Annotated in this window: 18 protein-coding genes and 1 tRNA gene; 8 read left to right on the top strand and 11 right to left on the bottom strand. The window is 72.5% G+C overall.

The features are described from left to right. Window positions 1-45: 45 nt before the first annotated feature. From FRANEAN1_RS10075 to FRANEAN1_RS38365, 4 genes are all read left to right on the top strand, one after another. Window positions 46-783 carry a hypothetical protein gene (locus FRANEAN1_RS10075; RefSeq protein ID WP_020459651.1) on the top strand — a complete coding sequence of 246 codons (738 nt, stop codon included), beginning with the start codon at window positions 46-48 and terminating at the stop codon, window positions 781-783. A 245-nt stretch (window positions 784-1,028) separates the two neighbouring features. Beyond that, a complete protein-coding gene (locus tag FRANEAN1_RS10070) occupies window positions 1,029-2,315 on the top strand; it encodes an ABC transporter substrate-binding protein (RefSeq protein WP_020459650.1) in 1,287 nt (428 codons plus the stop codon). 64 nt (window positions 2,316-2,379) lie between these two features. Beyond that, window positions 2,380-3,441: a M4 family metallopeptidase gene (locus tag FRANEAN1_RS10065; RefSeq protein ID WP_020459649.1), complete on the top strand. Its 1,062-nt coding sequence runs from the start codon at window positions 2,380-2,382 to the stop codon at window positions 3,439-3,441. A 29-nt stretch (window positions 3,442-3,470) separates the two neighbouring features. After that, window positions 3,471-3,899, top strand: coding sequence for a protealysin inhibitor emfourin (locus FRANEAN1_RS38365; RefSeq protein ID WP_347177059.1), 429 nt, complete (start codon window positions 3,471-3,473; stop codon window positions 3,897-3,899). Here the strand turns inward: FRANEAN1_RS38365 and FRANEAN1_RS10060 are convergent. Both FRANEAN1_RS10060 and polA read right to left on the bottom strand, forming a co-directional pair. Then, on the bottom strand, window positions 3,799-7,359 hold the full coding sequence (locus tag FRANEAN1_RS10060) for an EAL domain-containing protein (RefSeq protein ID WP_020459648.1): 3,561 nt from the start codon (window positions 7,357-7,359) through the stop codon (window positions 3,799-3,801). The two genes, FRANEAN1_RS38365 and FRANEAN1_RS10060, sit on opposite strands and share 101 nt — an antisense overlap. A gap of 323 nt (window positions 7,360-7,682) precedes the next feature. Then, complete coding sequence (gene polA / locus FRANEAN1_RS10055) at window positions 7,683-10,418, bottom strand: DNA polymerase I (RefSeq protein WP_020459647.1); 2,736 nt, start codon at window positions 10,416-10,418, stop codon at window positions 7,683-7,685. Between the two features lie 188 nt (window positions 10,419-10,606). Between polA and FRANEAN1_RS10050 the strand changes: the two genes are divergently transcribed. Next, window positions 10,607-11,053 carry a hotdog fold thioesterase gene (locus FRANEAN1_RS10050; RefSeq protein ID WP_085950152.1) on the top strand — a complete coding sequence of 149 codons (447 nt, stop codon included), beginning with the start codon at window positions 10,607-10,609 and terminating at the stop codon, window positions 11,051-11,053. A 206-nt stretch (window positions 11,054-11,259) separates the two neighbouring features. Here the strand turns inward: FRANEAN1_RS10050 and FRANEAN1_RS10045 are convergent, their stop codons facing one another. From FRANEAN1_RS10045 to FRANEAN1_RS10015, 7 genes are all read right to left on the bottom strand, one after another. Then, window positions 11,260-12,174: an ABC transporter ATP-binding protein gene (locus tag FRANEAN1_RS10045; RefSeq protein ID WP_347177215.1), complete on the bottom strand. Its 915-nt coding sequence runs from the start codon at window positions 12,172-12,174 to the stop codon at window positions 11,260-11,262. Window positions 12,175-12,422: 248 nt separating this feature from the next. Next, complete coding sequence (locus tag FRANEAN1_RS10040; RefSeq protein WP_020459644.1) at window positions 12,423-13,259, bottom strand: ABC transporter ATP-binding protein; 837 nt, start codon at window positions 13,257-13,259, stop codon at window positions 12,423-12,425. Then, entirely contained in the window at window positions 13,256-14,692 is a 1,437-nt protein-coding gene (locus FRANEAN1_RS10035; protein ID WP_020459643.1) for a branched-chain amino acid ABC transporter permease, read from the bottom strand. Before FRANEAN1_RS10035 ends, FRANEAN1_RS10040 begins: the two co-directional genes overlap by 4 nt. A gap of 107 nt (window positions 14,693-14,799) precedes the next feature. After that, complete coding sequence (locus tag FRANEAN1_RS10030) at window positions 14,800-15,729, bottom strand: branched-chain amino acid ABC transporter permease (protein WP_020459642.1); 930 nt, start codon at window positions 15,727-15,729, stop codon at window positions 14,800-14,802. A 93-nt stretch (window positions 15,730-15,822) separates the two neighbouring features. Next, a complete protein-coding gene (locus FRANEAN1_RS10025; protein ID WP_041253943.1) occupies window positions 15,823-16,965 on the bottom strand; it encodes a branched-chain amino acid ABC transporter substrate-binding protein in 1,143 nt (380 codons plus the stop codon). A 224-nt stretch (window positions 16,966-17,189) separates the two neighbouring features. Beyond that, window positions 17,190-18,959: an ABC transporter substrate-binding protein gene (locus tag FRANEAN1_RS10020; RefSeq protein WP_157472507.1), complete on the bottom strand. Its 1,770-nt coding sequence runs from the start codon at window positions 18,957-18,959 to the stop codon at window positions 17,190-17,192. Further along, complete coding sequence (locus FRANEAN1_RS10015) at window positions 18,956-19,555, bottom strand: response regulator (protein ID WP_020459639.1); 600 nt, start codon at window positions 19,553-19,555, stop codon at window positions 18,956-18,958. Before FRANEAN1_RS10015 ends, FRANEAN1_RS10020 begins: the two co-directional genes overlap by 4 nt. A gap of 163 nt (window positions 19,556-19,718) precedes the next feature. On the opposite strand from FRANEAN1_RS10015, the gene FRANEAN1_RS10010 reads away from it, so the two are divergent. From FRANEAN1_RS10010 to FRANEAN1_RS10000, 3 genes are all read left to right on the top strand, one after another. Beyond that, window positions 19,719-19,791 (top strand) — tRNA-Leu (locus tag FRANEAN1_RS10010). Window positions 19,792-20,233: 442 nt separating this feature from the next. Next, on the top strand, window positions 20,234-20,896 hold the full coding sequence (locus tag FRANEAN1_RS10005) for a hypothetical protein (RefSeq protein ID WP_020459638.1): 663 nt from the start codon (window positions 20,234-20,236) through the stop codon (window positions 20,894-20,896). An 80-nt stretch (window positions 20,897-20,976) separates the two neighbouring features. Then, window positions 20,977-23,304 (top strand): N-6 DNA methylase, encoded by a 2,328-nt coding sequence (locus FRANEAN1_RS10000; protein ID WP_020459637.1) that lies wholly within the window; start codon window positions 20,977-20,979, stop codon window positions 23,302-23,304. Here FRANEAN1_RS10000 and FRANEAN1_RS36905 read toward each other — a convergent pair. Next, complete coding sequence (locus FRANEAN1_RS36905; protein WP_020459636.1) at window positions 23,208-24,518, bottom strand: SDR family NAD(P)-dependent oxidoreductase; 1,311 nt, start codon at window positions 24,516-24,518, stop codon at window positions 23,208-23,210. The two genes, FRANEAN1_RS10000 and FRANEAN1_RS36905, sit on opposite strands and share 97 nt — an antisense overlap. Continuing rightward, window positions 24,518-24,895, bottom strand: a complete 378-nt coding sequence (locus FRANEAN1_RS09990) for a nitroreductase/quinone reductase family protein (RefSeq protein ID WP_020459635.1) — start codon at window positions 24,893-24,895, stop codon at window positions 24,518-24,520. Before FRANEAN1_RS09990 ends, FRANEAN1_RS36905 begins: the two co-directional genes overlap by 1 nt. Window positions 24,896-25,022: the final 127 nt, after the last annotated feature.

Below are 25,022 nucleotides of genomic sequence, written 5' to 3'. Positions count from 1 at the left end.
GTCCGCGCGGCGCCGGCCGGCCGCGCGGGTTGGCACACTGGACGGGTGGCGCCCACCCGCAGCGAGCCCGGCCGTGCCGGGCCTGACCGCGCCAGGCCCGGCCGGGCAGAGTGGACGCGGGCGGCGATTGCCCGGGGCTGGCCGGCGCTGCTCACCGGCAGCCTGCTCGCCGCCGGCACGGTGGGCCTGGTGCTGCTGCCCACGCTCGCGAGCTCCGCTCCCCTGCTACTCATCGCGCTGCGGCCGACGGTCTCCGTCCTCATACTGGTCGGCGGCGACGTCGCGTTCCTGCCCGCACTGCTGATCGCCACGGTGCTCCGGACCCTGCTCGACCTCGGGTACTTCGGCCTGGCCCGCTACAATGTCCGGTCGCTCCTGCTGCGCCGGGTCGGCACCAGCCGGCTGGTCACCGTCCTGTCGCGGCACGGCGCGCAGCGGGGCCTGCTGTGGTTCTGCCTGATCAACACGAACGTGGCCGTCGACGCGGCGCTGGGCACCGGGTCGGTGTCGATGCGCCGGTTCCTGCGGTTTCTCGTCCCCGGTTCGATGACCTCCTCGGCGCTCTACCTGTCGGCGGGCAGCGCCCTCGGGCCGTGGACCAGCGACCTGGTCCGCTGGCTCGACAACCACGCGAGCCTGCTCATCAGCGGCGGCATCGCGCTGGCCTGCGCCCACGCCGCGGTGGTCATGGTGACCCGCCGGGTGCGCGCCGGGCGACGTCCGGCCCCGGCCACCAGCCCGCCGGTCAGCAGCCCGCCGGTGAGCGTCGAGGACGTCCACTAGAAAAGGCCGGACAGGCACGAGGGACGGTTCGGCAACAGCGTATATCCGCGCCGATTTTCTCATTTTCTCCGGCGCCGGACGGATTTCCCGCGAGCACCACCTGAGCGGCGTCCGGGCGCGAATTTCCTCGCTGTGATCTAACACGGTTTTTACAGGCCGGACGACCATCCCGGGCGTAAGACGTCGTGACTGCCCGAGAACCCCGCGGCCTGTCGCGTGCCGGATCGGAGAGGTGGATCGTCCTGGTGTTTCGTTCGAAGTTGATCGGCACGGCGCTCGTGACGGCGGCGCTGGTGAGCGCCTGTGGCGCAGGAGGATCCACCCAGAGCGGAACGGCGACCTGGACCTGCGCGCCGGGTGTCACTGACGACGAGATCACGGTCGGCGTCCTCTACCCGGACAGCGGCGCAATGTCAGCCCAGTACACCGGATACCGCTCCGGTGTCGAGGCCCGCATGGCGGAGCAGAATGCCGCCGGCGGGGTCGGCGGCCGCCGGATCACGACGATCTGGCGTGATGACGAGTCCAGCCCGGGCGTCAACCTGCGCGCGGCGAAGGATCTCGTGACCGCGGGCGCGTTCGCGATCCTCGAGCACACGGCGTACTCGGAACAGTCCGCGCCCTGGCTCGACCAGCAGCACATTCCAGTGGTTGGCGTGGCCGACCAGCCGCTGTGGGCGGACCACCCGAACATGTTCACGTACACGTACGTCGCCGACGACACCGAGGCGACGACCACCCTGGGGCAGTTCGTCCAGTCCCGCGGCGGAACCCGGGCGGCGCTGATCATCACCTCGGCGACCCGGGCTTCCCTGCTCTACGCCGAGAGCGCGCGACGCAGCCTGGCGGCGGCGGGCATCCCGGTCGTGTTCGAGGAGCCGATCGACGGCATCACCATGCCCGACGTCGTCGGGCGGATCGTCCGGACCGGAGCGGACACCCTGGTCGCGGCCACCTCGCTCGACATCTACATCGGCGCCCTGATCACCGCCGCCGAGCAGGGCCACCCCTTCGGGACGGCGGTCTCCCCCGCCGGCTACGACATGCGCGTGCTGGCCTCCGGCCTGCGGCAGGCCCTGGCCGGCACCTACACGCCGCTGCCCTTCACCGCGCTGGAGCGGGGCCTGCCCGCCCACCGCGACTACCTGTCCGCGATGACCCGGCACGCCCCCGAGATCCAGCCGCCGAGCCAACAGAGCGCCGTCAACGGGTGGATCAGTGCCGACCTGTTCCTGCGCGGCCTGCGGACCCAGGGGCACTGCCCGACCCGCGACTCCTACATCCGCGGGCTGCGCGCAGTGACCGACTACGACGCCGGCGGCCTGCTCACCCAGAAGATCAACTTCTCGGCCGGGCAGGGCCAGCTGGACCGCTGCGCCGACTTCGTCCGCGTCTCCGCGACCGGTGACGTGTTCGAGGTCGTCGAGCCGCAGCCGCGATGCGGCGAGCTCGTCCCGGCGGCTCCGGCCGTCACCGCGGCGACGGCCGCGGCACAGGACGGCGCAGGCCGGTCTGGACATCTGCTCACGTAGCGGCCAAGGTCGGTGGCCCCGGGTCAGATCCGCCCGGGACGGCCCACACCTGGAGGAGTCGCCGATGACCGGTCACCGACGCTGCGCGCCCTGTGCCGTGCCGCCGCACATCCTCGAGCGCATCGCCCGGAACGGGAACGACGAGCAGCGCGCCCGCGCGCTGTCCACCATGGCCCAGGACTCCTCGCACCGCAGCGTGCGGGTGCACAACGCCCTGATGCGCTCCGTACAGCGCCCGGCGACCCCGCCGCGGCTGGCCCCGACCAGCGGCCCGCGCCGCACGATCGGCGACGCGAAGGAGTCCGAGGACCTGCCGGGTACGACCGTGCGCGCCGAGGGCGACGCCCCGGTGGCCGACGTCGCCGTGAACGAGGCGTACGACGGCCTCGGCGCCACGTTCGCGTTCTTCCTCGACGCCTACGGCCGGGACTCCGTCGACGACGACGGGATGGGCCTGCTCGCGACCGTGCACTACGGCGATCATTACGAAAATGCCTTCTGGAACGGCCGGCAGATGGTCTTCGGCGACGGTGACGGCGAGCTGTTCAACCGGTTCACGGTCTCGCTGGACATCATCGGCCACGAGCTCGCGCACGGCGTCACCGAGGACGAGGCGCAGCTGATGTACCTGAACCAGTCGGGCGCGCTGAACGAGTCGCTGAGCGACGTCTTCGGCTCGCTGGTGAAGCAGCACCTGCGCGGCCAGACCGCCGAGGATGCCGACTGGCTGATCGGCGAGGGCCTGCTCACCGACGCCGTGCAGGGCGTGGCGCTGCGGTCGATGAAGGAGCCCGGCACGGCCTACGACGACCCGGTGCTCGGCGACGACATTCAGCCCGCGCACATGGACGGCTACGTCCGCACGACGACCGACAACGGCGGGGTGCACATCAACTCGGGCATCCCGAACAAGGCTTTCTACACGCTCGCGGTGGCCCTCGGCGGCCACGCCTGGGAGCGCGCGGGCCGGATCTGGTACGAGGCGCTGCGCGCGCCCCAGCTCCGGCCGAACGCGACGTTCCGGTCGTTCGCCGCCGCCACCTCGCGCCAGGCCCAGGTGCTGTTCGGGCCCGAGGAGACCCAGGCCGTGCGGGACGCCTGGGCCTCGGTCGGCGTTCCGGTCTGACGCCCCGGCCGGGCGGGGAGAATCGGAGGGTGACCGGCGACCGGAACACCGGGTCCCGCCCAGACGGCGGCGGGCCCGCCGACCTGGCCGGGCGCATCCGGGTGATCCTGGAGCGCTCTGGCGGGATCATCGGCCGGCCGGTCCGGCGCGGGCTCGACACCGCCCAGCTCCCCGCCGACCAGGCGGCCACGCTGCGGTCGCTGGCGGCCTCGCTCACCGCCGGGCCGGACGGTACCGCCGGGCCAGGCGGCACCGGCGGCGGCCCGGCGGGGGCGGATCGCTTCGTCTACGTGATCGAGGTGGAGTTCCAGGGCGGGCGGGTGGAGCGGACGTTCCACGAGCCGGTGCCCGAAGGGGTCAGACCCCTGCTGACGTTGCTGTCACGCGCGCCGCGGCTGCCCGCTCGGCCCGGATCACCACCGCCATCGTCTCCAGCAGGCGGTTCTCCGCGTCGATGAGCGCGGCGCTCGACGGCTCGTGGCTCCTGGTCACCGAGATGCCGACGGCGATCGGCACCGCCGACTCCCGGGCCCACGAGCGGCGGACCTCGTCGACCATCGCCTCGGCCCGTTCCCGCCCGCCGGTCGGGACGGCCACCGCGAACCGGCTGTCCGACCAGCGGGCGAGATACGCGGACTCGTCGCAGACGGCCCGCAGGAGCTCGGCGAACCGCCTGGTCAACCTGTCCCGGCCCGCCTGGACGTCGAACAGGCACACGCCGGCGCCCGGCGACAGCCCCTGCAAGGTGGAGAGGAAGGCCGCCCGGCCGGTCAGCCCGGCCGTACCGTCCGGGTGGTGCTCCCGATCCGAGGCGGCCCGCAGCCGGCCGAGGCCGTGCCCCACCTGCCCGACCAGCAGCGCCATCGCGCGGTACAACGACGGGTCGATCGCGGCCACCGGGGCCGGCCAGCGGGCGCACATGACGCCGAGCGCACCGCCCTCCCCCGGGATCGGGACGAGGAACGCAGAAGCCACGCCGCTGGCACGGACGATGTCCAGGTTGAAGCCGGGGAAGGTCGGCGCGTCCGGGACGAACAGCGGGCTCTGTGTCCGCAGGACCTCACCGATGACCGTCTCGTCGTTCGAGTTGAACCGCTGCCCCGGCTTGATGAGGGAGGTGGCCCCGGGCGCGAGGGAAGCCCCTACGGAGCTGTAGACCGTCGAGCCGGGCGTGTCGGACATCAGGACGGTGACGACGTCGCCGCCCAGCATGTGCCGCGCGGCGTCACTGACCAGGGACGCGGCCGCCGGGAGATCATCCGGGTAACAGAGCTGGTCCAGTGCCCGGGCGGTGTCGGTGACCACGGCGAGCAGCACGGCCTCCCGGCGGACGTCCATCATGACCGCGGCGTGCTGGGCGAGGCTCTCCAGCGCCTCGCGCTGGCCCGGGGTGAGCCGCCGCGGGATCCGGTCGCTGATCGTAACCGCGCCGATGGCGTGGCCGTCGGAGGTCCGCACCGGGACGGCTGCGATGAAACGGATCTGCCGGCCGGGGAACGCCCTGGTCCCGTGCGCGAACCGGGTGTCGAGCATCGCGTCGGGAATCTCCAGCAGCTCGCCCGCCGCCACGGCGTGCGAGGCCACGCCGACCCGGGCCGGCACGTCGTTCAGGTCGTGGCCGTGGCGGCCCAGGTAGGTCTCCGAGTCGGCGCCGACCAGGAGCACCGACCCCACGTTGCAGCCGGTCATCGCGGCCGCGAGGGCCGCCATGTCGTCCAGGGGGTAGGTCCGCGGCCGGAACGCGATCTCGTAGCGCCGGGTCGCGGCGACCCGCGCCGCCTCGTCCGCCACCGGCGGGGCCAGGACACCGAACCGCCGCGTCTGCGACACCGTGAAGGGGGCCTCCGGGCCGACGATCGGCTCGGAACGCGCCGCGTCCACCGCGTCGGCCGCCGGCCCGGCACCGCCCACCGGCGCGCCGCTGCCGGCCGGCACAGCACCACCAGCCGGCACAGCGCCATCAGCCGGCAGGGCGGCAGGGACCGCCGCACCGGCGGCGCCGGGGCGGTCGGCGGGTGCGGCCCGCTCCACCAGCAGGTCCTCGAGATGCGACGGCGGGCGCGGGCGCGAGACCGCGTCGCCCTGCAGGATGTCGCAGCCGAGCTCGGTCATCATCCGCAGCGTCCGGTCGTCCTCGACGCCCTCGCCGACGACCCGCAGGCCGAGCCGGTGGCCGAGGTCCAGCACCGAACGCACGATCGCCGCGTCCAGCAGGCTGCCGCGGACGTCCGCGACGAACCCGCGGTCGATCTTGACCTCGTCGAACGGCAGCGCCTTGAGGATCTCCATCGAGCTGTAACCGGTGCCGAAGTCGTCCAGGGCGAGCTTGACGCCCTTGCTGCGCAGCTCCCGGAGCATGGCGGCGGCCCGGCCGGGCTGGGTCACCAGGGCGCTCTCGGTGATCTCAAGGGTCAGTACGTCCGGGGGGAGCTGGTGGCGGGCAAGGCTCCCGGTCACCAGACTGGGCAGGTCGTCCAGGACGAGCATGCGGGCGGAGAGGTTCACCGAGACGGGCACGTGCAGCCCACGGGCGGCCCACGCGGCGCACTGCCGCAGCGCCTCGTCCAGCACCCACCTCGTGACGTCGACGATGAGCGCCGAGCGCTCCGCCATCGGCAGGAACGCGCCGGGCGGCAACAGCCCGCGGGTCGGATGGCTCCAGCGCACGAGAGCCTCGACGCCGACGATCCGCCCGGTCGCCGCCGCCTGGAGCGGCTGGTAGAAGACGATGAGCTCGTCCCTGGCGATAGCCGCGCGCAGCTCCGCGTACAGCGCGATCTCCCAGGAGCGCACGCCCGCGATGCCCGCGTCCCACAGCCCGACCCGCTCGCCCTCGCGCTTAGCCCGGGACAGCGCCGCGTCCGCGCAGGGCAGCAACGACCCGATCGTCTCCCCGTCACGCGGGGCGACCGCCAGCCCGGCGCTCGCCTCGACCTCGACCTCGACGCCGTGCACGGTGAACGGCCCCTCGATCTGGCGCAGCACCGACTGGCCAAGCTCGCGCAGGTCGCTCTCCCGACTCGCCGACGTCGACACGGACCCGCCCCGGTGCGGGCCGCCGTGTGCGGACCCGCCGCGGTCCGGATCTCCGCGGCTGGCATCACCACCGCCCAGCTCGTCGTCACGCCGGTCCGCGCCGGGCGGGCCGGGGATGACGAGCGCGAACTCGTCGCTGCCGAGCCGGCCGACGAAGGACGGCCGCGGCGTCACCGTGGGAAGAGCGCGGGCCAGCTGGCGCAGCAGCTCGTCACCGGCCTCGTGCCCCAGCGCGTCGTTGACCTCCCGGAACCGGTTGATGTCGAGCAGGAGCAGGACCGCCTCGCGGTCCTTCTTGACCGCCCGTGCGATCGCCGGGTCCGCGGCGCGAGTCAGCCCGCTGCGTGCCACCAGGGACGTCAGCGGATCGGAGTAGGCCTGCTCCCCGCGCCACTGGAACAGCACGTACATCACCAGGCAGCCGCCGGCCGAGCTGACGGCCGCCGCGATCAGCAGCGCCGGCGAGCCGGCGAGAGCGGAGTTGACCGACGCCGCCAGCAACAGCGTCAGGGTCACCCAGGCCGCCATGGCCAGGCTCCAGCCGAGCCTGAGCACACCGCAGTAGCTGGCGATCCAGGGGAACCACAGCAGGAACAGCTGGCTTTCCTCCCCGGGTATGGCGTCCGCGGCCGCGGCTCCCATCCCGGCCGCCATCGAGACGGCGGCGAGCGCGGCCAGCCACGGCCACCGCTCGTGGGCGGTGACGAGCCGCTGGATGAGGGCCAGGTTGACCAGCGCGATGGCCAGTGCGATCCACGTCCCGACACGCAGCCGCCCCGGGGATCCGGGGACGGTCAGGACCAACAGGAAGAACCCCACCATCCCGACGGTGAGGACCACTAGCAGGCGGCGGCGGTCGACGACTACGGGACCGCTGGTCACGACCCGTCCCCCTCTCCCTGGCCGCGGCAGATCCCCGGCGCTGGGCGCTGACCGGCGCCGTTGTGGCGGCCAGTGGCCGACGGGGCCCGGGCGCGCCGGACCCCCGCGCGGACGACAGAGACCTGACGTAGTCAGAACATAACCAAAAACCGAATGAATCTAACGTCCGCGACGACGCTTTACCAACCACATTTCGGACAGGCAGCGTGAATTCCGGACGATTCAACCCCGACGACGATGACCACGGCTGAGATTGTCGACTCCATCGCCGGAAAGGCGGAAAAGAGGCGGAAACCAGGGAAGCCAGGCTCCGGTCGCCGGTGTCAGTGACCGGCTTCGTCCCAGGTCCGGCCGGCGCCGACGCTCACCTCGAGCGGCACGGACATCTCGTACGCGCTGCCCATCTCGGCTCGGACCAACGCCTCGACCTCAGCCCGCTCGCCGGGGGCGATCTCCAGGACGAGTTCGTCGTGCACCTGCAGCAGCAGCCTGGAGCTCAGGTCACGCGAGCGCAGCGCCCGCCCCACGCCCAACATAGCAATCTTGATGATATCAGCCGCCGATCCCTGGATGGGGGCGTTCAGCGCCATCCGCTCAGCCATCTGCCGGCGCTGGGTGTTGTCGCTGGTCAGATCGGGCAGGTAACGGCGGCGGCCCATGATGGTCTCGGTGTAACCATCACGGCGGGCCTGGTCGACGACCCCGCGCAGAAAGTCCCGGACGCCGCCGAAACGGGCGAAATAGGCGTCCATCTGCTCGCGTGCCTCATCGGGGGCGATTCCGAGTTGGCCGGCGAGCCCGAAGGCGGACAGGCCATAGGCCAGCCCGTAGGACATCGCCTTGATACGCCGGCGCAGCTCGGGATCGACCTCGGAGACCGGCAGCCCGAACGCCTGCGCGGCCACGAAGGAATGGAGGTCCTCGCCCGATGCGAACGCCTCGATGAGGCCGGCATCACCGGACAGGTGCGCCATCAGCCGCATCTCGATCTGCGAGTAGTCGGCCGTCAGCAGTGTCTCGTACCCCTGGCCGACCACGAACGCCTGCCGGATCTGCCGGCCCTGCGGGGTGCGGATCGGGATGTTCTGCAGGTTCGGGTCGGTGGACGACAGCCGGCCGGTCGCCGCGATCATCTGGTTGAACGTCGTGTGGATCCGGCCGGCGTCGTCGATCATCGGGATGAGTGAGTCGACGACGGTCTTGAGCCGGGCGACGTCGCGGTGGTGCAGCAGCACGGGGATCAGCGGGTGGTCGGACTGGGTGGCCAGCCACGCCAGCGCGTCGGCGTCGGTCGTGTAGCCGGTCTTGATGCGCTTGGTCTTCGGGAGCGCGAGCTCGTCGAACAGGATCTGCTGGAGCTGCTTGGGCGAGCCGAGGTTGAAGGTGCGCCCGACGATGCCGTGCGCCTGTGCGGCGACGTCGGACACCTCACCGCCGTAGTGCTTCTGCAGCTCGAGGAGGTGATCCTCGTCGGCCGCTATGCCCGCGCGCTCCATCGTCGCCAGGATGGTCACCAGCGGGAGTTCCATCTCCCGCAGCAGGCGGGCCGCGGACCTGCGCTCCAGGTCGCCGTCGAGGGCGTCGGCCAGCTCGAGCGCGGCCCGGGCGCGGATCGCGTCGGCCTCCGCCTCGTCGGCCTCGCCGGAGCCGTCGAGGGTGAGCTGGCCGTTGCTCGGGGCGTCCGACTTCAGCTCGCGGTGCAGGTAGCGCAGGGCCAGGTCGGCGAGGTCGAAGGAGCGCTGGCCGGGCAGCGCCAGGTAGGCCGCGAGCGCGGTGTCGCTGGTGACACCGGCCAGGGTGAAACCGGCCTCGGCCAGCGCCAGCATCGGGCCCTTGAGGTCGTGGCCGGCCTTCGCCCTGTCCGGGTCGGCCAGCCAGTCGCCGAGGGCCACGGAGTCGCCGGCGGTGAGCTGGGTCGGGTCGATCCAGGCGGCGGCGCCGTCGGCGGCGGCGAGGGCCACCGAGACGATCACCCCGGTGCCCCGGCCCCAGGTGCCGCGCAGGTGCAGGCCCGTGCGGCCGGCGCCGGAGGCGTGCTCGGCGAGCCACGATGCGAGTTCGTCCGGCCCGAGCATGCTCAGCTCGATCTCGAAGCCCTCGTCGGCGGCCGGCGGCGCCACCGACAGCGCCGCGTACAGCCGCTCCCGCAGCACCCGGAACTGCAGCGTGTCGAAGAGCTGGTGGACGGCCTCGCGATCCCAGGGGTGCAGGCGCAGGTCTGCCGGCGTCAGCTCCAGCGGCACCTCACGGGCCAGCTCGGTCAGCGAACGGTTACGGATGACGTTGGACAGGTGCTCCCGCAGCGACGCGCCGGTCTTGCCGCCGATCTCGTCGGCCCGGTCGACCAGCTCGGCCAGCGAACCGAACTGCTGGATCCACTTGGTGGCCGTCTTCTCCCCCACCCCGGGCACCGAGGGCAGGTTGTCGGACGGGTCGCCGCGCAGCGCGGCGAAGTCGGGGTACTGCGCCGGGGACAGGCCGTACTTGGCCTGCACCTCGTCGGGGGTGAAACGCGTCATGTCGCTGATGCCCTTGCGGGTCATCAGCACCGTCACCCGCTCGTTCACCAGCTGCAGCGCGTCGCGGTCGCCGGTCACGACCAGGACGTCCATCCCCTCCGCGGACGCCTGGGTGGCGAGGGTGGCGATCACGTCGTCGGCCTCGTACCCGGCGGCGCTCACCCCGGGCACCGCCAGCGCGTCGCAGACCTGGTGGATCAGCGCGACCTGGCCGACGAAGTCCGCCGGCGTCTCCGAACGACCGGCCTTGTACTCGGCGTACTGCGTGTGCCGAAACGTCGGGGTGGGCAGATCCCACGCGACGGCGACGTGAGTGGGCTTCTCGTCGCGCAGAACGTTGATCAACATCGAGGTGAAGCCGTAGACGGCGTTCGTCGGCTGGCCGGTGGTGGTCGAGAAGTTCTCCACCGGAAGCGCGAAGAAGGCGCGGTAGGCCAGCGAGTGCCCGTCGAGCAGCAGCAGCCGCGGACGGTCCGCGGACGTCGACGGGACGCCGGACGCCGACGAACCGCGGGACGGGGACGAGGTAGTCGCAGGCACGCGGCGAGTCTAGGCCGTGGGTACGACAGGTCCGCGCATGTCCGGCGGAGGGCCAGGAGGAGATACAACCGGGACGCGCCACGAGCCCTACGCCGCCGGACGCCGACCGCGCCCGATAACCAATGAGGAATTGAACTAGTGTGCTCGACGTGTCCAGAACGGCGACGAGTACGGACAATCAGATCAACATGCTCAATGAGCTCAACGAGCACCGCGGTGAGCTCGGCGAACGCCTGGGGATCGTGCTGACGGAGGCGAGCGCGCAGCGCGTGGTCGCCACGATGCCGGTCGCCGGCAACCGCCAGCCCTACGGCCTGCTGCACGGCGGTGCCTCGGTGGCACTCGCGGAGACCGTCGGCTCGGTCGCCTCGATGCTCTCGGCCGGGGCCGACCGGGTCGCCGTCGGGATCGAGATCAACGCCACCCACCACCGCGCGGTCACCGACGGCGTCGTGACGGCGGTCGCGACTCAGGTGCACGGGGGGTCGACGCTGGCCACCTACGACATCCGGGTCACCGACGAGGCCGGCCGGGCGGTGTGCACCTGCCGGCTGACCTGCATGCTGCGCGACCGCCCACCGGCCGGCGGGAAGGTCCCGGCGCCGGGATCGGGCGACGCGGACCGCAAGCCGTGACCGGTACGCGGTGAACGGCGCGCGCAGCCGCCCTGCTACCGTCGACTGCAGGTGGACGCCCGGGGCGGACGAGTAGAAAACGCCGGGCACGGGGAAGGTTCGGACGGCACCAAAGTCCACCCCGGGCATTCGCCAAAGCGCCGGCCACAGGCCCCGCGAGCCACATCCCCGGCACCGGTGCCACTTCGGTGCCACGGAGTCGGAATCTAGGGTGCCACGGCGTCGGAATCGCTCGGGCTGCCCAGGTAGGCGTCGCGCACCCGGGGGTCGCGGGCCAGCTCGTCAGCACTGCCCGCGAGTGCTACCTGGCCGGTGTCCAGGACGTAGCCCCGGTGCGCGATCCGCAGCGCCGCCGCCGCGTTCTGCTCCACCAGCAGGACGGTCACCCCGTCCGCGTTGATCTCCTCGATCACTTCGAAGATCGTCGCGACCAGTTTCGGGGCCAGCCCGAGCGAGGGCTCGTCCAGCAGGACCAGCCGGGGCCGGGCCATCAGTGCCCGCCCGATCGCCAGCATCTGCTGCTCCCCGCCGGAGAGCGTGCCCGCGGGCTGGCGGTCCCGCTCGGCGAGGCGTGGGAACAGCGCGTGCACGCGGTCGAGGCCACGGCGGACGTCCCGGCGGGCTTCTCGGCGGGCGTCGCGGCCGGCACGGCTCCAGGCCCGGTGGCGGTCGGTGTAGGCGCCCATCGCGAGGTTCTCGGCCACCGTCATCGCCGGGAAGATCCGCCGTCCCTCGGGCACGTGGCTGATGCCGAGCGCGGCTACCCGGTGCACCGGCAGCCCTGGTGAGTCCCGCGTGCCGTCGGACCAGGCACCGGCACCGCCGTGCCCGCTGGTATCGCCGTGCCCACTGGTACCGCCGTCGGTGCCAGTGCCACCGAGCCCGGTACCGCTGCCGGTGCCAGCCAGGCGGGCGCCGTCGAACCAGACCGAGCCGCGAGCGGGCGGGAGGAGTCCGGAGATCATCCGCAGGGTGGTGGTCTTCCCGGCTCCGTTCGCGCCGAGCAGGGCCACCACCTCGCCCCGGTCCACCCGCAGCGAGATCCCCCGCAGCGCGGTGACGGCTCCGTAGGCCACCTCGGCGTCGCGCACGTCCAACAGCGGTCGCTCGGGGACGGTCAGGTCGACCAACGTCCCGGCCGGAATCGTGCTCCTGAACGCCGAGACGCTCCCGACCTGCGGCGCACTCCCGACCTGCGAGGCACTCCCGGTCGGCGGCGTGCTCCCGGTCGGCGGCGTGCTCCCGGTCGGGAGCGTGCTGTCGACCGGCGAGATGTTCTCCAGCGGCGCGATGTTCTCGAGTGGCGCGATGTTCTCGAGTGGCGCGATGTTCTCGAGTGGCGATCCGTCGAGGGGGTTCCCGTCCGGTGTCACGGCCCGTCCCGCCTCTCGTCCGGTTCGCCCAGGTAGGCCTCGACGACGGCGGGGTCGGCCCGAACCTCGTCGGGACGTCCCGCGGCGATCACCCGGCCGAAGTTGAGCACGACGATCGCGCGGGCGACCGCGGCCACCAGCCGGATGTCGTGCTCGATGAGGAGCACCGAGATGCCCCGCCCCGCGATGGCGCGGATGAGCGTGACGAGGTCCGTGCGCTCCGCGGCGGTGGCACCGGCGGCCGGCTCGTCGAGCAGCAGCAGCGAGGGGGACGTGCCGAGCGCGCGGGCGATCTCCAGCCGTCGCTGCTCCCCGTAGGCCAGGGCGGCCGCCGGCCGCTCGGCACGGTGGCCCAGCCCGACGAAGTCGAGCAGCTCATGGCAGCGGTCGAGGGTCTCCCGTTCCTCCCGCCGCACGGCCCTGGTCGGCAGCAGCCCGCGCAGCGCCCCCGTCCGGGCCCGCACCTCGACGCCGACCTGCACGTTCTCCACCGCCGACATCTCGGGAAACAGGCGGATGTTCTGGAACGTCCGGGCCACACCGAGCCGCGCGACCCGGTGCGGGGACCGCCCGACCAGCTCGACGCCGTCATCCGCCGGCCAGAAGCGCGCGCTGCCCCGCTGCGGCCGGTAGGCACCGGTCAGGCAGTTGAACAGGGACGTCTTCCCGGCCCCGTTCGGGCCGATGACAGCCAGCACGCTTCCCCGGTCCTGGCGCAGCGAGACGCCGTCCAGGCTGGTCAGCCCGCCGAAGCGCAGGGTGACGTCGCGGACGTCCAGGACCGGCCCGAGGGTCGTCGACGGCCGCGGGCCGGGGATGGGCCGGCCGGTCACCGCGCCGCCTCGGCCGACGCTGCGGGCCCGGCTGGTCCCGAGGCTCCGGCGCGCTCGGTGAGAACCGCCGGGTGCTCCGGGGCGGCGGCCGGGCCGGGGCTGACGGGTGCCCGCGGGCCCCGCGGCGGCAGCAGGCCCTGCGGACGGAAGATCATCATCAGGATCACCACTGCGCCGAAGTAGATGTAGCGGTCCGCGGGCGGGACCGTGTCGCGCAGGAGGAAGGCCGTCCCCTGCAGGACCAGCGCCCCGAGCACCACGCCGAGCCGCGAGCCCATACCACCGAAGATCACGATGGTCAGCACGAGGAGGGAGGACTGCAGGCCGAACGTCTGCGGGTTGAAGAACTGCTTGGTCGCCAGGACCACGCCGGCGAAGCCCGACACGGACGCGCCGACGGCGAAGGCCAGCAGCTTCATCCGCATCGTCGCCACGCCCGTGGCCTCGGCGGCCACCTCGTCCTGGCGGATCGCCGTCCAGGCCCGGCCGGTCCGGGAGCGCTCCCACCGGCCGAAGACCACCATGACGAGCACGATCAGGACGACGAGTAGGTAGTAGTAGGGCAACGGCCTCAGGCCCCAGGAGTAGTGCACACCCGGCAGGTCGACCGACAGCGGCGGCAGGCCGAACACGCCGCGTGGGCCGCCGGTGACGCCGTCGGCGTTGTTCGCGAGCAACTGGACGATCTCGCCGAACCCGAGGGTGACGATGGCCAGGTAGTCCCCGCGCAGGCGCAGCGTGGGGCCGCCCAGGACGACACCCGCGACGGCGGCCACGACCAGTGCGACGGGTAGCGCGAAGAACGGGTTGACCTGCCAGGGCGCGTGCCAGGGCATCGCGTCCGCGGACGTCACGTAGGCCGTGGTGTAGGCGCCGATCGCGAAGAAGGCGATGTAGCCGAGATCGAGCAGTCCGGCGTAGCCGACGACGACGTTCAGGCCGAGGGCGAGCAGGGCGTAGATCCCGATCTCGCTCACCAGCGCCTGCTGGGCCGCCGTGGACAGCAGCGGCGGGACCGCCACGGCGACGGCGAGCAGCGCCAGGTTGCCCGCCGGCGCCGCCCACCGGCCCCGGCGGAACGACGCCCACGCGGCACCGGCCGGCGCCACCCACAGCCCGCCGCCCAGCGCGGCCAGGCGACCGCCGCCCAGCGCGGCGCCGTGGCCGGCGGACCGGAGCCGGGTCGTCAGCCGGTCGGCACCGATCGACAGCGCCCACAGCGCGAGTCCCCCGGCAGCGAACCCGGCCGCCCGTGCGGGCGTGAGCGAGCCTTCGATCCCCGCCAGTGGGCGGTCGGCGTCCCCGGACGGGCCCGTCACCACCGCGGCGATCACGGCCAGGAACAGGCAGGCACCCAGCCGCCGGGCCGCCGGCGACCTGGCCACAACCAGCCAGGGCACACCCCCCGACCGGGCCGCCCACGGCCGGGCCATCCGCGACCGCAGTTCTCGCAGCTGGGCCCGCCGCGACTGGGCCTTCCGTGCCCGGACGGAATGCGACCGGACCGCGGGCGACCGCCGCGGCGCGGGCCGGCGGAGCTTCACGCCGGCCGCCCCAGCCTGGTCCCGAGCAGACCGGACGGGCGCACCAGCAGCACCAGCACCAGCACCGTGAAGGCGATGACGTTCTTGTAGGAGGCGTCGAACAGGTAGCCGCCAAAGCTCTCGACCAGGCCGAGCAGCAGCCCGCCGAGGACCGCGCCGCGCACGTTGCCGATCCCGCCGAGCACCGCCGCGGTGAAGGCCTTGATCCCCGGGACGAACCCCATCGTGTACGAGGCGTTGAAGGTCATCGCGTAGAGGAACCCGCCCGCGCCGGCCAGCAGCCCGCCGAGCACGAACGTCACGACGATGACCTTCTGGACGTCCACGCCCATCAGGCCGGCGCACTCGGCGTCCTGGGCCACCGCGCGCACGGACTGCCCCAGCCGGGTTCCGGCCACGAGGTGGTCTACGGCGAGCAGCATCGCCAGCGCCGTGCAGGCGATGACCAGCGACTGCGTGGAGATCTCCGCGCCGAACACCGTCACCACGGTCCCGTTGGTGAACAGGTCGGGCACCGGGATGCTCTGCCGGCCGAACTCCTTGCCGGCCAGGTTGAAGGCGAACAGCGAGGCCCCGATCGCGCTGATCAGGTAGGCGAGCCGGGGCGCGCCGCGACGGCGCAGCGGCCGGTAGGCGCAGCGTTCCAGCGCGTACGCGGCCGCGGCGCCGGCCAGCGCGCCTGCCACCAGCCCGAACAGCACCAGCCCGGCCGACGTGAGACCGGACGGGGTGGCGCCCGCCGGGACCAGCGCCCGGCTGGCGAAGAGCCCGCCGAACGCGCCGAGCATGAACACCTCGCTGTGCGCGAAGTTGATCAGCTGCAGAACCCCGTAGACGAGCGTGTACCCCAGGGCGATCACCGCGTAGAGCGCGCCCACCATGAGACCGTCGATCGTGAGCTGGCTGATCTGCTCAGCCGAGCCCATGCCCCACCCTCCGCCGCGGCTCCGGCCGGACCAGGCCCCGCGGGCTCCGAACCCGCCGGGCCCGGCCCCGCCGGGAAGGTGATCGCCGGCCGGTCACGGCTTGACGAGCGAGCTGACCGGCCCGAGCACCACGCGCTGGCCGTCCTTCACCTGGTACACGTAGACGGTCGAGCCCTGGACGTCACCGTTGCGCTCGAAGCGGATCCGCTTGGTCACCCCGGGGAAGTCGACCGAGCCGAAGTCGGCGAGCACCGACTCGCGGCTGGCGCCGGTCCCGAGCTTGCGCAGCACCGAGATGATGGCGTTGGTGGCGTCGTAGGCCTCGCCGGAGTACGTGCCCGGCTTCAGGCCGCTGTTGACCTTCTTGTACTCGCTGACGAAGCCGGTGGCGGCCGGGTCGGTGTTGGCGTCCGAGCAGGGGCAGGTGATGAGCGTGCCCTCGGCGTTCGCCGCGCCGGCCTGGCGGATGTACTGGTCGTCGTTCGAGCCGTCGCCGCTGAGGATCGCCCCGTCGTACCCCTTGCTGCGCAGCGCCTTCGTGAGGAGCGCGAAGTCGGAGTAGTACCCGGAGTAGTAGACGGCGTCGGCGCCGTCCGCCATGATCTTCGTCGCCTGGGAGGTGTAGTCCTTCGTCGGGTTGATCCCGTCGTGGGTGTAGGCGACGCCCGCCTGCTTCAGGCCGCGCTCGACGGCGCCGGAGAGGCCGGTGCCGTACTCGCTGCGGTCGTCCAGCGAGTAGACGCGCTTGGCCTTCACGACCTTGGCGAGGTACTCGGCGGCGCCGGCGCCCTGCACGGTGTCCGGTGCGATCACCCGGTAGAAGCTGGTGAACCCGAGGTCGGTGAGCGCCGGGGCGGTCGCCGACGGGCTGACCGACAGCAGGCCTGTCTGGCTGTACAGCGGCTCGCTGGCCTTCGTCGGCGCGGAGAACACCGGGCCGACGACCGCGACGACGTCCGGGTTGTCGATGAGCTTCTGGGCGGCGGTCGGCCCCTGCTCGGGCACGCCCTGGTCGTCGGAGGCGACGATCCGCAGGGTGAACGGCAGGCCGCCGGTGCGGTTGGCCAGGTCGACGGCGGTCAGCACGCCGTTGTAGGCGTTGATGCCGAGCTGCTGGTTCTCCCCGGACAGCGGTCCCTGGAAGCCGATGAGGAACTCCTTGGTACCGGCCTCGTTCGAGTCACCACCGCCGCAGGCGGTCAACGCCGCGCCGACCATCGCCAGGCCCGCGACCACCCCGGCGACCGGCCGCAGGACCCCGGCCCGTCTGGTCCTGGGTCGAGGGGTGCGTGGGCTGCCCGTCATGCCACGTCCTTCCGCTGCTTTCCACCGGCGCGCGGGCGCGCTCCGCGCAGCGGAAACCTAGCGGCTCCACCCGAGCGATGAAAGCTGAAAGTAAGAGTGTCGTGACTTCGTGTGGCACTAGGCGTGCTTTGGCACCCAGACGTCGCGGGAAGCAATCAGGGTGAGTCGACCTGCAACGGGACGAAGTTTCCACCGAGCACCGAGTACAGCACCACGCGCGGATCGATGACGTCGCCCTTCGTGTCGAAGGCGACCTGGCCGGTGACTCCGGCGAAGTCCCCGGCACCGACCGCGCGGACCAGCGCCTGGCGGGTCGCCACGTCCACCTCCGTCCGGCCGGGCAGGACCGCCGCCGCCGCCCGGATCAGCGCCCGCGCGGCGTCGTAGGCGTAGGCCGCCACCGGCGGGATCGCCGCCTCCCGCAGATCCGCCAGGGCGGCGTCCCGGGCGCGGCGCACCTCCAGCTCACGCTCCGAGGGGCTCGCCGTACCGGCCTCGCTCGCGCCGGATCTGCTCGCGCCCGCCTCGTCGGCCGCGGACACGGAACCGGACGTGTGGCTCGGGTCCACGGACGCGGACGTGGCCGTGGCGCGACCCGGAGCGCCGGAAGCCGCCGGAGCCGGCGCCGGCGCCGGCTCGGTGGACGTCCCGTCGGGCAGGAGCCCGTCCGCGCCCACCGTTGGCCCGCCGAACCGCTCCGAGTAGGCCGTCACGAACGCACCGGCCGCCGGGAGGCGTGACAGCGGCACCGACAGGTCCGCGACGACGTCACCGTCCGCCATGGAGTCCGAGCGCTCCACGTAGTCGCGGTCGAGCAGGCCGTCCGCGCCCATCACCTGGACGGCCACCCCCTCGTCCGCGAGCGCTCCACGCAGCTCGCCGGCGAAGTCGGCACCCGTCGCCAGGTACACCAGATCGGGCGCCTCGTCCTGGATGGCCTTCGCCGTCTCGCGGACCTGCTCGCCGGCGGTCGACGCGCCGTCAACCCGGTGCACCGTCGGCACGGTCGCCCCCGCGTTCCGCGCGTGCCGGGCGAACCGCTCCGCGAGCGTGATCGTGCCGTAGTCCGGGCCGCCGTCGACGACACTGATCCGCGAGCGACCCAGCGTGTTCACGGCATAGTCGGCCGTCACCTGGGCGAGCAGTTCGTCGGTGCCGCTGAGCCGGAAGTACGTGGGGTACGGGCGGGTGTTCGACGCGGTCTCCGGCGCCGTCAGCGTCGGTTCCGCGTTGGACGGCGAGATCACCGGGATGCCCGCGCTGCTCAGCCTGTCCAGGGACACCATCGCCACGCTGGAGCTGAGCGGGCCGACGACCCCGATCACCCGGCTGTCGTCGGCGAACAGATCCGCCCCGGCCGCGCCGCCGTCGGGGCGGGCGAGGTCGTCGTGGGCGGCCACCTCGAGCTTCCAGCCCGGGACGGCCCCCTGCCGGTTGGCCTCCTCGACCGCGAGGGTGACCGCGTCGCGCACACTCACGCCCGCGTCGGCCGAGCCCCCCGACAGGGGCGCCATCACGCCGATCGTGGCGACCTTCGTCGCCGACGCTCCAGAACCAGCACCGCCCAGCACCGCGGCGAGCCCCAGGCCGAGCCCGGCCGGGACAGCGAGCACCAGCACCAGCACCGCGGCGAGAATGACCCGCCCCCGGGTGTCACGCGCCGACCTGCGGGCCCAGTGGTCCAGCCGGCGCGCGGCGGACGACACCGGACGCACCCACCCGGCGAGTGTCACCCCGGCAGCCGGCCGCGCCGGCTCCGAGCCCGCCGCGGGCGCTGAACCGCCTGCTGGATTCCGGCCCGCCGCGGGCTCCGGGCCCGAATCCGGATCGGTGACCTGGGCGGGACCCGTTGCCGGCTCCGGACCGGTAGCCCGCTCCGGCCTGGTGGCCGGGTCCGGGCCCGGGTCCGGGTCGCGCGGGCTCACGAGCTGGGCAGCGCCTCACCGGAGAGCACAGCCTCCGCGACGGCGCGCATCGTCCGGCGCTGGTTCATCGACGTCCGCTGGATCCAGCGGAACGCGTCCGGCTCGGTCATCCCGTGCTCGGTCTGCAGCACGCCCTTGGCCCGCTCGATGATCTTGCGAGCCTCCAGGCGCCCCTGCAGATCCTCGACCTCGGCCTCGAGGCTGACGATCTCGGTGAACCGGCTCATCGCCATCTCGATGGTCGGGAGCAGGTCCTTCTTCTGGAACGGCTTGACCACGTACGCCATGGCCCCCGCCTCGCGCGCCCGCTCCACGAGCTCGCGCTGGCTGAACGCGGTGAGGATGACCACCGGGGCGATGCGCTCCTTGGCGATCCGCGCGCCCGCGTCGATGCCGTCCATCTTCGGCATCTTGACGTCCAGGATCACGAGGTCGGGGCGCAGCTTCCCCGCGAGGGCCACGGCGGTCTCGCCGTCCCCCGCCTCACCTACGACCTCGTAGCCCTCCTCCTGGAGCATCTCCCTGAGGTCCAGCCGGATCAACGCTTCGTCCTCAGCGATCAACACCCGACGCGGCGTCGAGGAAGGCTGGCTCATCGAGTTGAACTCCTGGATTGTGCGGTCGTCACGTTCGGGTGGCTGACGCGGGCTGCGACCGGCCGGCCCGTAATCTGACCGGGTCGGTAGGTCGAATCGCACCCTACCCGGCTAGAGTCGTCCACGAGACGTTCCGCATCGGTTCCCCGGGCGGACCAGGCAGGCCCCGGTACTCCAACGGCAGAGAGACGGTGCTCAAACCACCGACAGTGTGGGTTCGAATCCCACCCGGGGTACAGACCACGCCCGCGCGCCCCGGGGCCGCCGTCCGACCGAGGACGCACACACATGATCAAGCGAGGGTGCGCCGTCCTGACCTGACGCGACAGCCTTTGGCACTGTTAACAGTCCTGCGCGCACTCCGATGCGCTTGACGATGATTCTCCGGCGGACGTACGCTTCCCCCTGGCCGGGTGTCCACACAAGGGTGCAGGCATGAACTTTCAGGTCTCGCATCCGAACCACAGACATGCCGACACGCGCGGACCGGCAGAGCGCTGAGGCCACCGCACTGCGCCAAGGGGCCCACCCAGGAGTCCCGCGACGACGGGGCCCCGAAGGACGGGACCTCCGAAGAAAGGCCGTGCCCCGGGCGGCTTGCGTGCAGAGGCGTGCCCGGGGCATACGCCGCCCAGTTTACGCGACCCGTGCCACCGCCGCACCTGCCCTGGGGGAGCCGTGAGCGCCGAACCACCCGGCTGGATCCGCGATCTCCTGTCCACGCCGAGGCTGCGGCCCTACCTGCGCGCGAGCGACGGATCTGCGGAGGTGGCAGTCCGGCTCTACTGGTGGAACTCGGCCGTCTCAGCCGCCTTTTACGGCCCCCTGCACTGCCTCGAGATAGGCCTGCGCAACGCGCTGCACGGCACACTCAGCGGACACTACGGCCGTCCCGACTGGTGGACCCTCGCTCCGCTCAGCCCGCACGGCGCACGGAAGGTGAAGGACGCGCGGGAGAAACTCGCCGGGCCGGACGGCCGCCAGGCCGGCCCCGACGACGTGGTCGCCGCCCTTACCTTCGGCTTCTGGGTCGCCCTGCTCAGCCGCGGGTACGACCGAACGTTCTGGGTCCCCGTCCTCCATCGGGCGTTCCCACACTACCGAGGGTCTCGCCGCGAACTACATGACAACTTCGATGCCATGCTCCGGCTCCGTAACAGGGTGATGCACTACGAGCCGATCCATCACCGCGACCTCGTCGCCGACCGGGCGAAGATCTATCGCCTGCTGAGCTATCTCTCGCCAGAGGCGGCGCGAGAGATCGAGCTTCTCGACCGCATACCCGAGGTGCTGTCCCGGCGGGGTGAGATCCGCACCCGGGACGACGCCCCGAGGTTCTGATCCGTGGCGAGATACCTGGGCCAACCCGCCGGGGACCGGTTCGTCGACCATGACGCCGGCGTCGGCGGAGTCAGAGGCACATGACGAGTCCCGAGTGGGTGTCGGCCGCCGAGATCGCCCGGGGTGCCGGGGTGAAGCCGGCCGCGGTCAGCAACTGGAGACGGCGGCACGCGGACTTTCCGGCTGCCGAGCGGCACGGTGGCCGGGAGGTCTTCCGGGTTGGGGATGTCGCCGCGTGGCTCGACGGCCGTCCGGTCGCCGCCCCCGATCAGCGCCCCGGCGAGGAGCCGGGAGCCACCTATGGCCACCGCTTCCGCCAGGCCGTCGGGGCCACCGAACCGGTCGCCGGGCCGTCGGCTGCTGCCGGCGTCCCCACGGGCACCGCCGGCCGACTGTGGTGGGCGCTGGCCGACGCTTACAGAGGCAAGGTCGGGATGTCCGACGACCTGATGCTGTTGACGGGCCTCGCGTTCGCGTTTCTCCACCTCCGATTCCACCGGGCACAGCGATGGACGGAACTCACCGCAGCGGCTGCGGACGTAGAGCCGGGCACGGTGGTCCGGCTCGTCGAGTCCGCGCTGCGCGCGAGCGGGGAGGCGCCGGCCTCGATCGCCGACATGTCGGCTCTGCTCGGAGACACGTCCGACGTCCGCCGGCTGGTACCGCTGATACAGATCCTGGATCGACTCGAGCCGGTGCCCGATGCCGGCTCCGGCGACGTCGCGCCGCCCGCCGGCCGCATCGCCGACGAGCTGCTGGCCCACGCCGCGACCGTCGGCGGCTGGCGGTCCGCCAACGTTGTGACGCCCCCTTCCGTGGTCCGCACGGCGGTCCGTCTGACGGACCCCGTCGCTGGCGACCGGGTTCACGACCCGTTCTGCCGCGCCGGTGAGTTCCTCGTCGGCGCCGCCGACCACATCAGATCCCGTGGCACCGGCAGCCCGAAGCTGACCGTCAGCGGACAGGAGATCAACCCCTCCCTCCGGTGGCTTGCCCGGATGAACCTGCTTCTGCACAACCTCGGCGCCGAGGACCTGCGGGCCGGGTGGGCCCTTTCTTCTCCCGACCCACAGCCGGGCGGCCCGTTCGAGGTGGTCCTGGTCAACCCGCCTTTCAACGTGTCGGGCTGGCGGGACGGCGATCAGAATCCCGATTCATCCTGGCGCTACGGCGTGCCGCCCGGCCACAACGCGAACTACGCCTGGCTGCAGCACGCGCTGGCCTGCCTGGCCGAGGGCGGTCGGGCCGTGGTCGTGATGCCCGCGGGCGCCGGTTCCTCCGCGAATCTGCAGGAGAGCGCCATCCGGGCCGCCATGGTCGAGGAGGGCGTCGTCGACGCGGTGGTTGCTCTGCCACCCCGGCTCTTCGTCAGCACCTCGATCCCGGTAACGCTCTGGGTACTGCGCTGGCCGAGCCCCGGCCACGACGACGTGCTGTTCGTCGATGCCCACGGGGCCGGAAGGATCGTCGAGCGGAACCGTTCGGAACTGCGCGACGAGGACGTCGACCACATCGCCGAGGCGTACCGGAACCGAGCGGCGCGGTCCACGGGGACGGTGCTGTCCCGGCCCGTCGACAGGCGGCGCATCCGGGAGAACGGGTATGCGCTCAGTCCGGCCCGCTATCTCACGGCCACGACCGAACCCGTCGATCCCCTACGGGCCCGGGTCGGGATCGAGCAGCTCCGTCGCGACCTGCGCGAGCTCCACCAGCGGGCAGCCGGGGCGCATGAGCACGCGGAGCGTCAGCTGGACGAGGTGGGCGACCTGTTCGGCGCGGCCACCACTGGCTGGCGGCGACTGCCCCTGGGCGACGTGTGCGACGTACTCGCGGGTTTCTCCGGCGCGGTCAGGACGGAACGCGGGCTGCCTTCCGGTATTCCGGTCGTCAAACCGAGGAATCTCGTGGACAACCGCATCTCGCCGGAAGGCGTCGACTATGTCGCGCCCGACGTGGCGGCGAGAATGGAACGGTACCGGCTGCGGGCGGGTGACATCGTCTGCGTGCGAACCGGCCAGCTCGGCCGGCAGGCCCTGGTGACCGAGGAGCAGAGCGGTTGGCTGATCGGCACGTCCTGCCTACGCCTACGCCCGGACGAATCCGTTGATCCTCGTTATCTGGTCCACTTTCTGGCCCTTCCCCAGATCAGTGAATGGCTGCTCGGCCACTCCACCGGCTCGGCGATCCGGGTGTTGACCGCCGCGACTATGCGTGGGCTTCCCCTCGTCCTTCCGGACCGTCACCAGCAGGGCCGCATCGGCTCGGCGGCAGGTTCGCTGGACGATCTGGTAGCGGTGCACGACCAGATCCGTCAGGTCAGTTCCGCGCTCCGCGACGCGCTTCTCCCGTTGTTCCTCCAGGATCCGACACCGCCGGGCCCTGTCCCCGAGGAGGGATCGAAGTCGTAAGTGACGCCGGTGAGCCGCTCGGACTCCGCCCACAGCCGCTGCTGCTGGCGGGCGTCGCGCGAGCGGGCGCTGGATCGCCCGACAGCGGGCGGACCGGTGCTGCGGAAGAGCCCTGACGGTCCGTAGTACTCACCGGCGTGCACCGCCGGGTCGAGGGCGGCCCGGACGGTGGCGAGCGCGCCGATCTCCGGCTCCTGGACCAGCCACGACATCAGCGGTGCCAGTCGCTGGCCCATGAACACCCGCGCCGGGGGCATGAGGTTGCGGGTGAGCCCCGTGCGGGCGATGCCCGGGTGCGCGGCCACCGCGATCGTCGACGCTCCGGTGGCCGCGAGCCGGCGCTGCAGCTCGAAGGTGAACATCAGGTTCGCCAGCTTGGATGTCGGATACGGCAGGCGCTGCCGGGGCAGCCGCCGGCTCTGCGGGCCCCGCGTGCCCTGAAGACTCTGGAGGCGCTGCATGCCCTGCGCGCGCGGTGTTCCTGACCCCCGCTGTGTTTCTGACCTCCGCTGTGTTTCTGACCTCCGCTGTGTTTCTGACCTCCGCTGTGAACGCTGGCGGGCCGGCGACGCCAGGGGTGGTTCGGACGGCGACCCGGCACGCTGGTCGGGCACGACCACGGGCGGGCTGCCCCCCGGTCGGTCGGCGTGCGGCGGGAGGCGGCGCAGCTGCTCGAGGTCGAGGCGGCCGACGAGGTGGGCGAGGCTGCTGACCGTCACGATCCGCGAGTGCGGCGTCGCCAGAAGGCGGTCGAGCAGGAGGCCCGTCAGCGCGAAGTGCCCCAGGTGGTTGACCCCGAACGTCGGCTCGATGCCGTGATCACCGAGGCCGTCGTCACCAAAGCCGGCACCGAGGGCGGCACCGCCGGGACCGGGCGACGGCAGCATCACCCCGGCGTTGTTGACGAGCAGGTCGAGCCGCGGGTGGGCGGCCCGGATCCGTTCGGCGGCCGCGCGCACGGAGGTCATCGAGATCAGGTCGAGCGGCTCGACGTGGACGTCCGCCCGCGGCGCGGCGGCCCGGATGCGTGCGGCGGCCTGCTCGGCCCGGGCCGGCTCGCGGCAGGCCAGGACGACGGTCGCGCCGCGCTCGGCGAGCGCCTTCGCCGCCTCGAAGCCGATGCCGCTGTTCGCACCGGTGACGACGGCGGTCCGTCCCCGCTGGTCCGGCACGTCGGCCAGGCTCCAGCCCGCGTCCCGGGCGCCGGGCCGCATCAGCGCGGCTCGAGCAGGACGAGCGGGATCACCCGCTTCGACTTGGCCTGATAGCTCTTGTACCAGCGGCTGTCCGCCACCACGCGGGGCCACAGCCGCTCCCGTTCCGGCGGTGTCGCCACCCGCGCGCGCATCGGCCGCCACGACCCGCCCCTGACCCGGACCTCGACGTCCGCGGTGGCGCAGATGTTCAGGTACCAGTCGGGATGTCGGTCGTCGCCGGCCCGCGACGCCACCAGGACGATGGCATCGCCATCCCGCAGCGGGGAGGTGAGCATGACGGTGTGTGCCCGGCCGCTGCGCCGCCCGGTCGTGGTGAGCTCCAGGACGGGCATGCCGCCGGCCCGCCATCCGAGCCGGCCGCGGGTCAGTCTCATCAGGCGCCTGTGCGTGACGTTCAAGGTCTTCAGACTGCGGTCGCTCACCATGGCTTCGCCCCCGATCCCCTGCTGCTCCGCCGCGCGCCGACCCGTCCCGAGGCCGGCCCGCGGAGCAAGACTACGG

The sequence above is a fragment of the Parafrankia sp. EAN1pec genome (assembly GCF_000018005.1).
Taxonomy (GTDB): domain Bacteria; phylum Actinomycetota; class Actinomycetes; order Frankiales; family Frankiaceae; genus Parafrankia; species Parafrankia soli.
The sequence above is the reverse complement of the archived record's forward strand: the minus strand, read 5'-3'. Positions and strand labels throughout refer to the sequence as shown.

Excerpts from the sequence above, each read along its gene's own strand:
- FRANEAN1_RS10030 (WP_020459642.1), bottom strand. The coding sequence starts at position 15,729 with ATGGGCTCGGCTGAGCAGATCAGCCAGCTCACGATCGACGGTCTCATG.
- FRANEAN1_RS10050 (WP_085950152.1), top strand. The coding sequence starts at position 10,607 with ATGCTCAATGAGCTCAACGAGCACCGCGGTGAGCTCGGCGAACGCCTG.
- FRANEAN1_RS10015 (WP_020459639.1), bottom strand. The coding sequence starts at position 19,555 with ATGAGCCAGCCTTCCTCGACGCCGCGTCGGGTGTTGATCGCTGAGGAC.
- FRANEAN1_RS10065 (WP_020459649.1), top strand. The coding sequence starts at position 2,380 with ATGACCGGTCACCGACGCTGCGCGCCCTGTGCCGTGCCGCCGCACATC.
- FRANEAN1_RS36905 (WP_020459636.1), bottom strand. The coding sequence starts at position 24,518 with ATGCGGCCCGGCGCCCGGGACGCGGGCTGGAGCCTGGCCGACGTGCCG.
- FRANEAN1_RS09990 (WP_020459635.1), bottom strand. The coding sequence starts at position 24,895 with ATGAGACTGACCCGCGGCCGGCTCGGATGGCGGGCCGGCGGCATGCCC.
- FRANEAN1_RS10035 (WP_020459643.1), bottom strand. The coding sequence starts at position 14,692 with ATGGCCCGGCCGTGGGCGGCCCGGTCGGGGGGTGTGCCCTGGCTGGTT.
- FRANEAN1_RS10000 (WP_020459637.1), top strand. The coding sequence starts at position 20,977 with ATGACGAGTCCCGAGTGGGTGTCGGCCGCCGAGATCGCCCGGGGTGCC.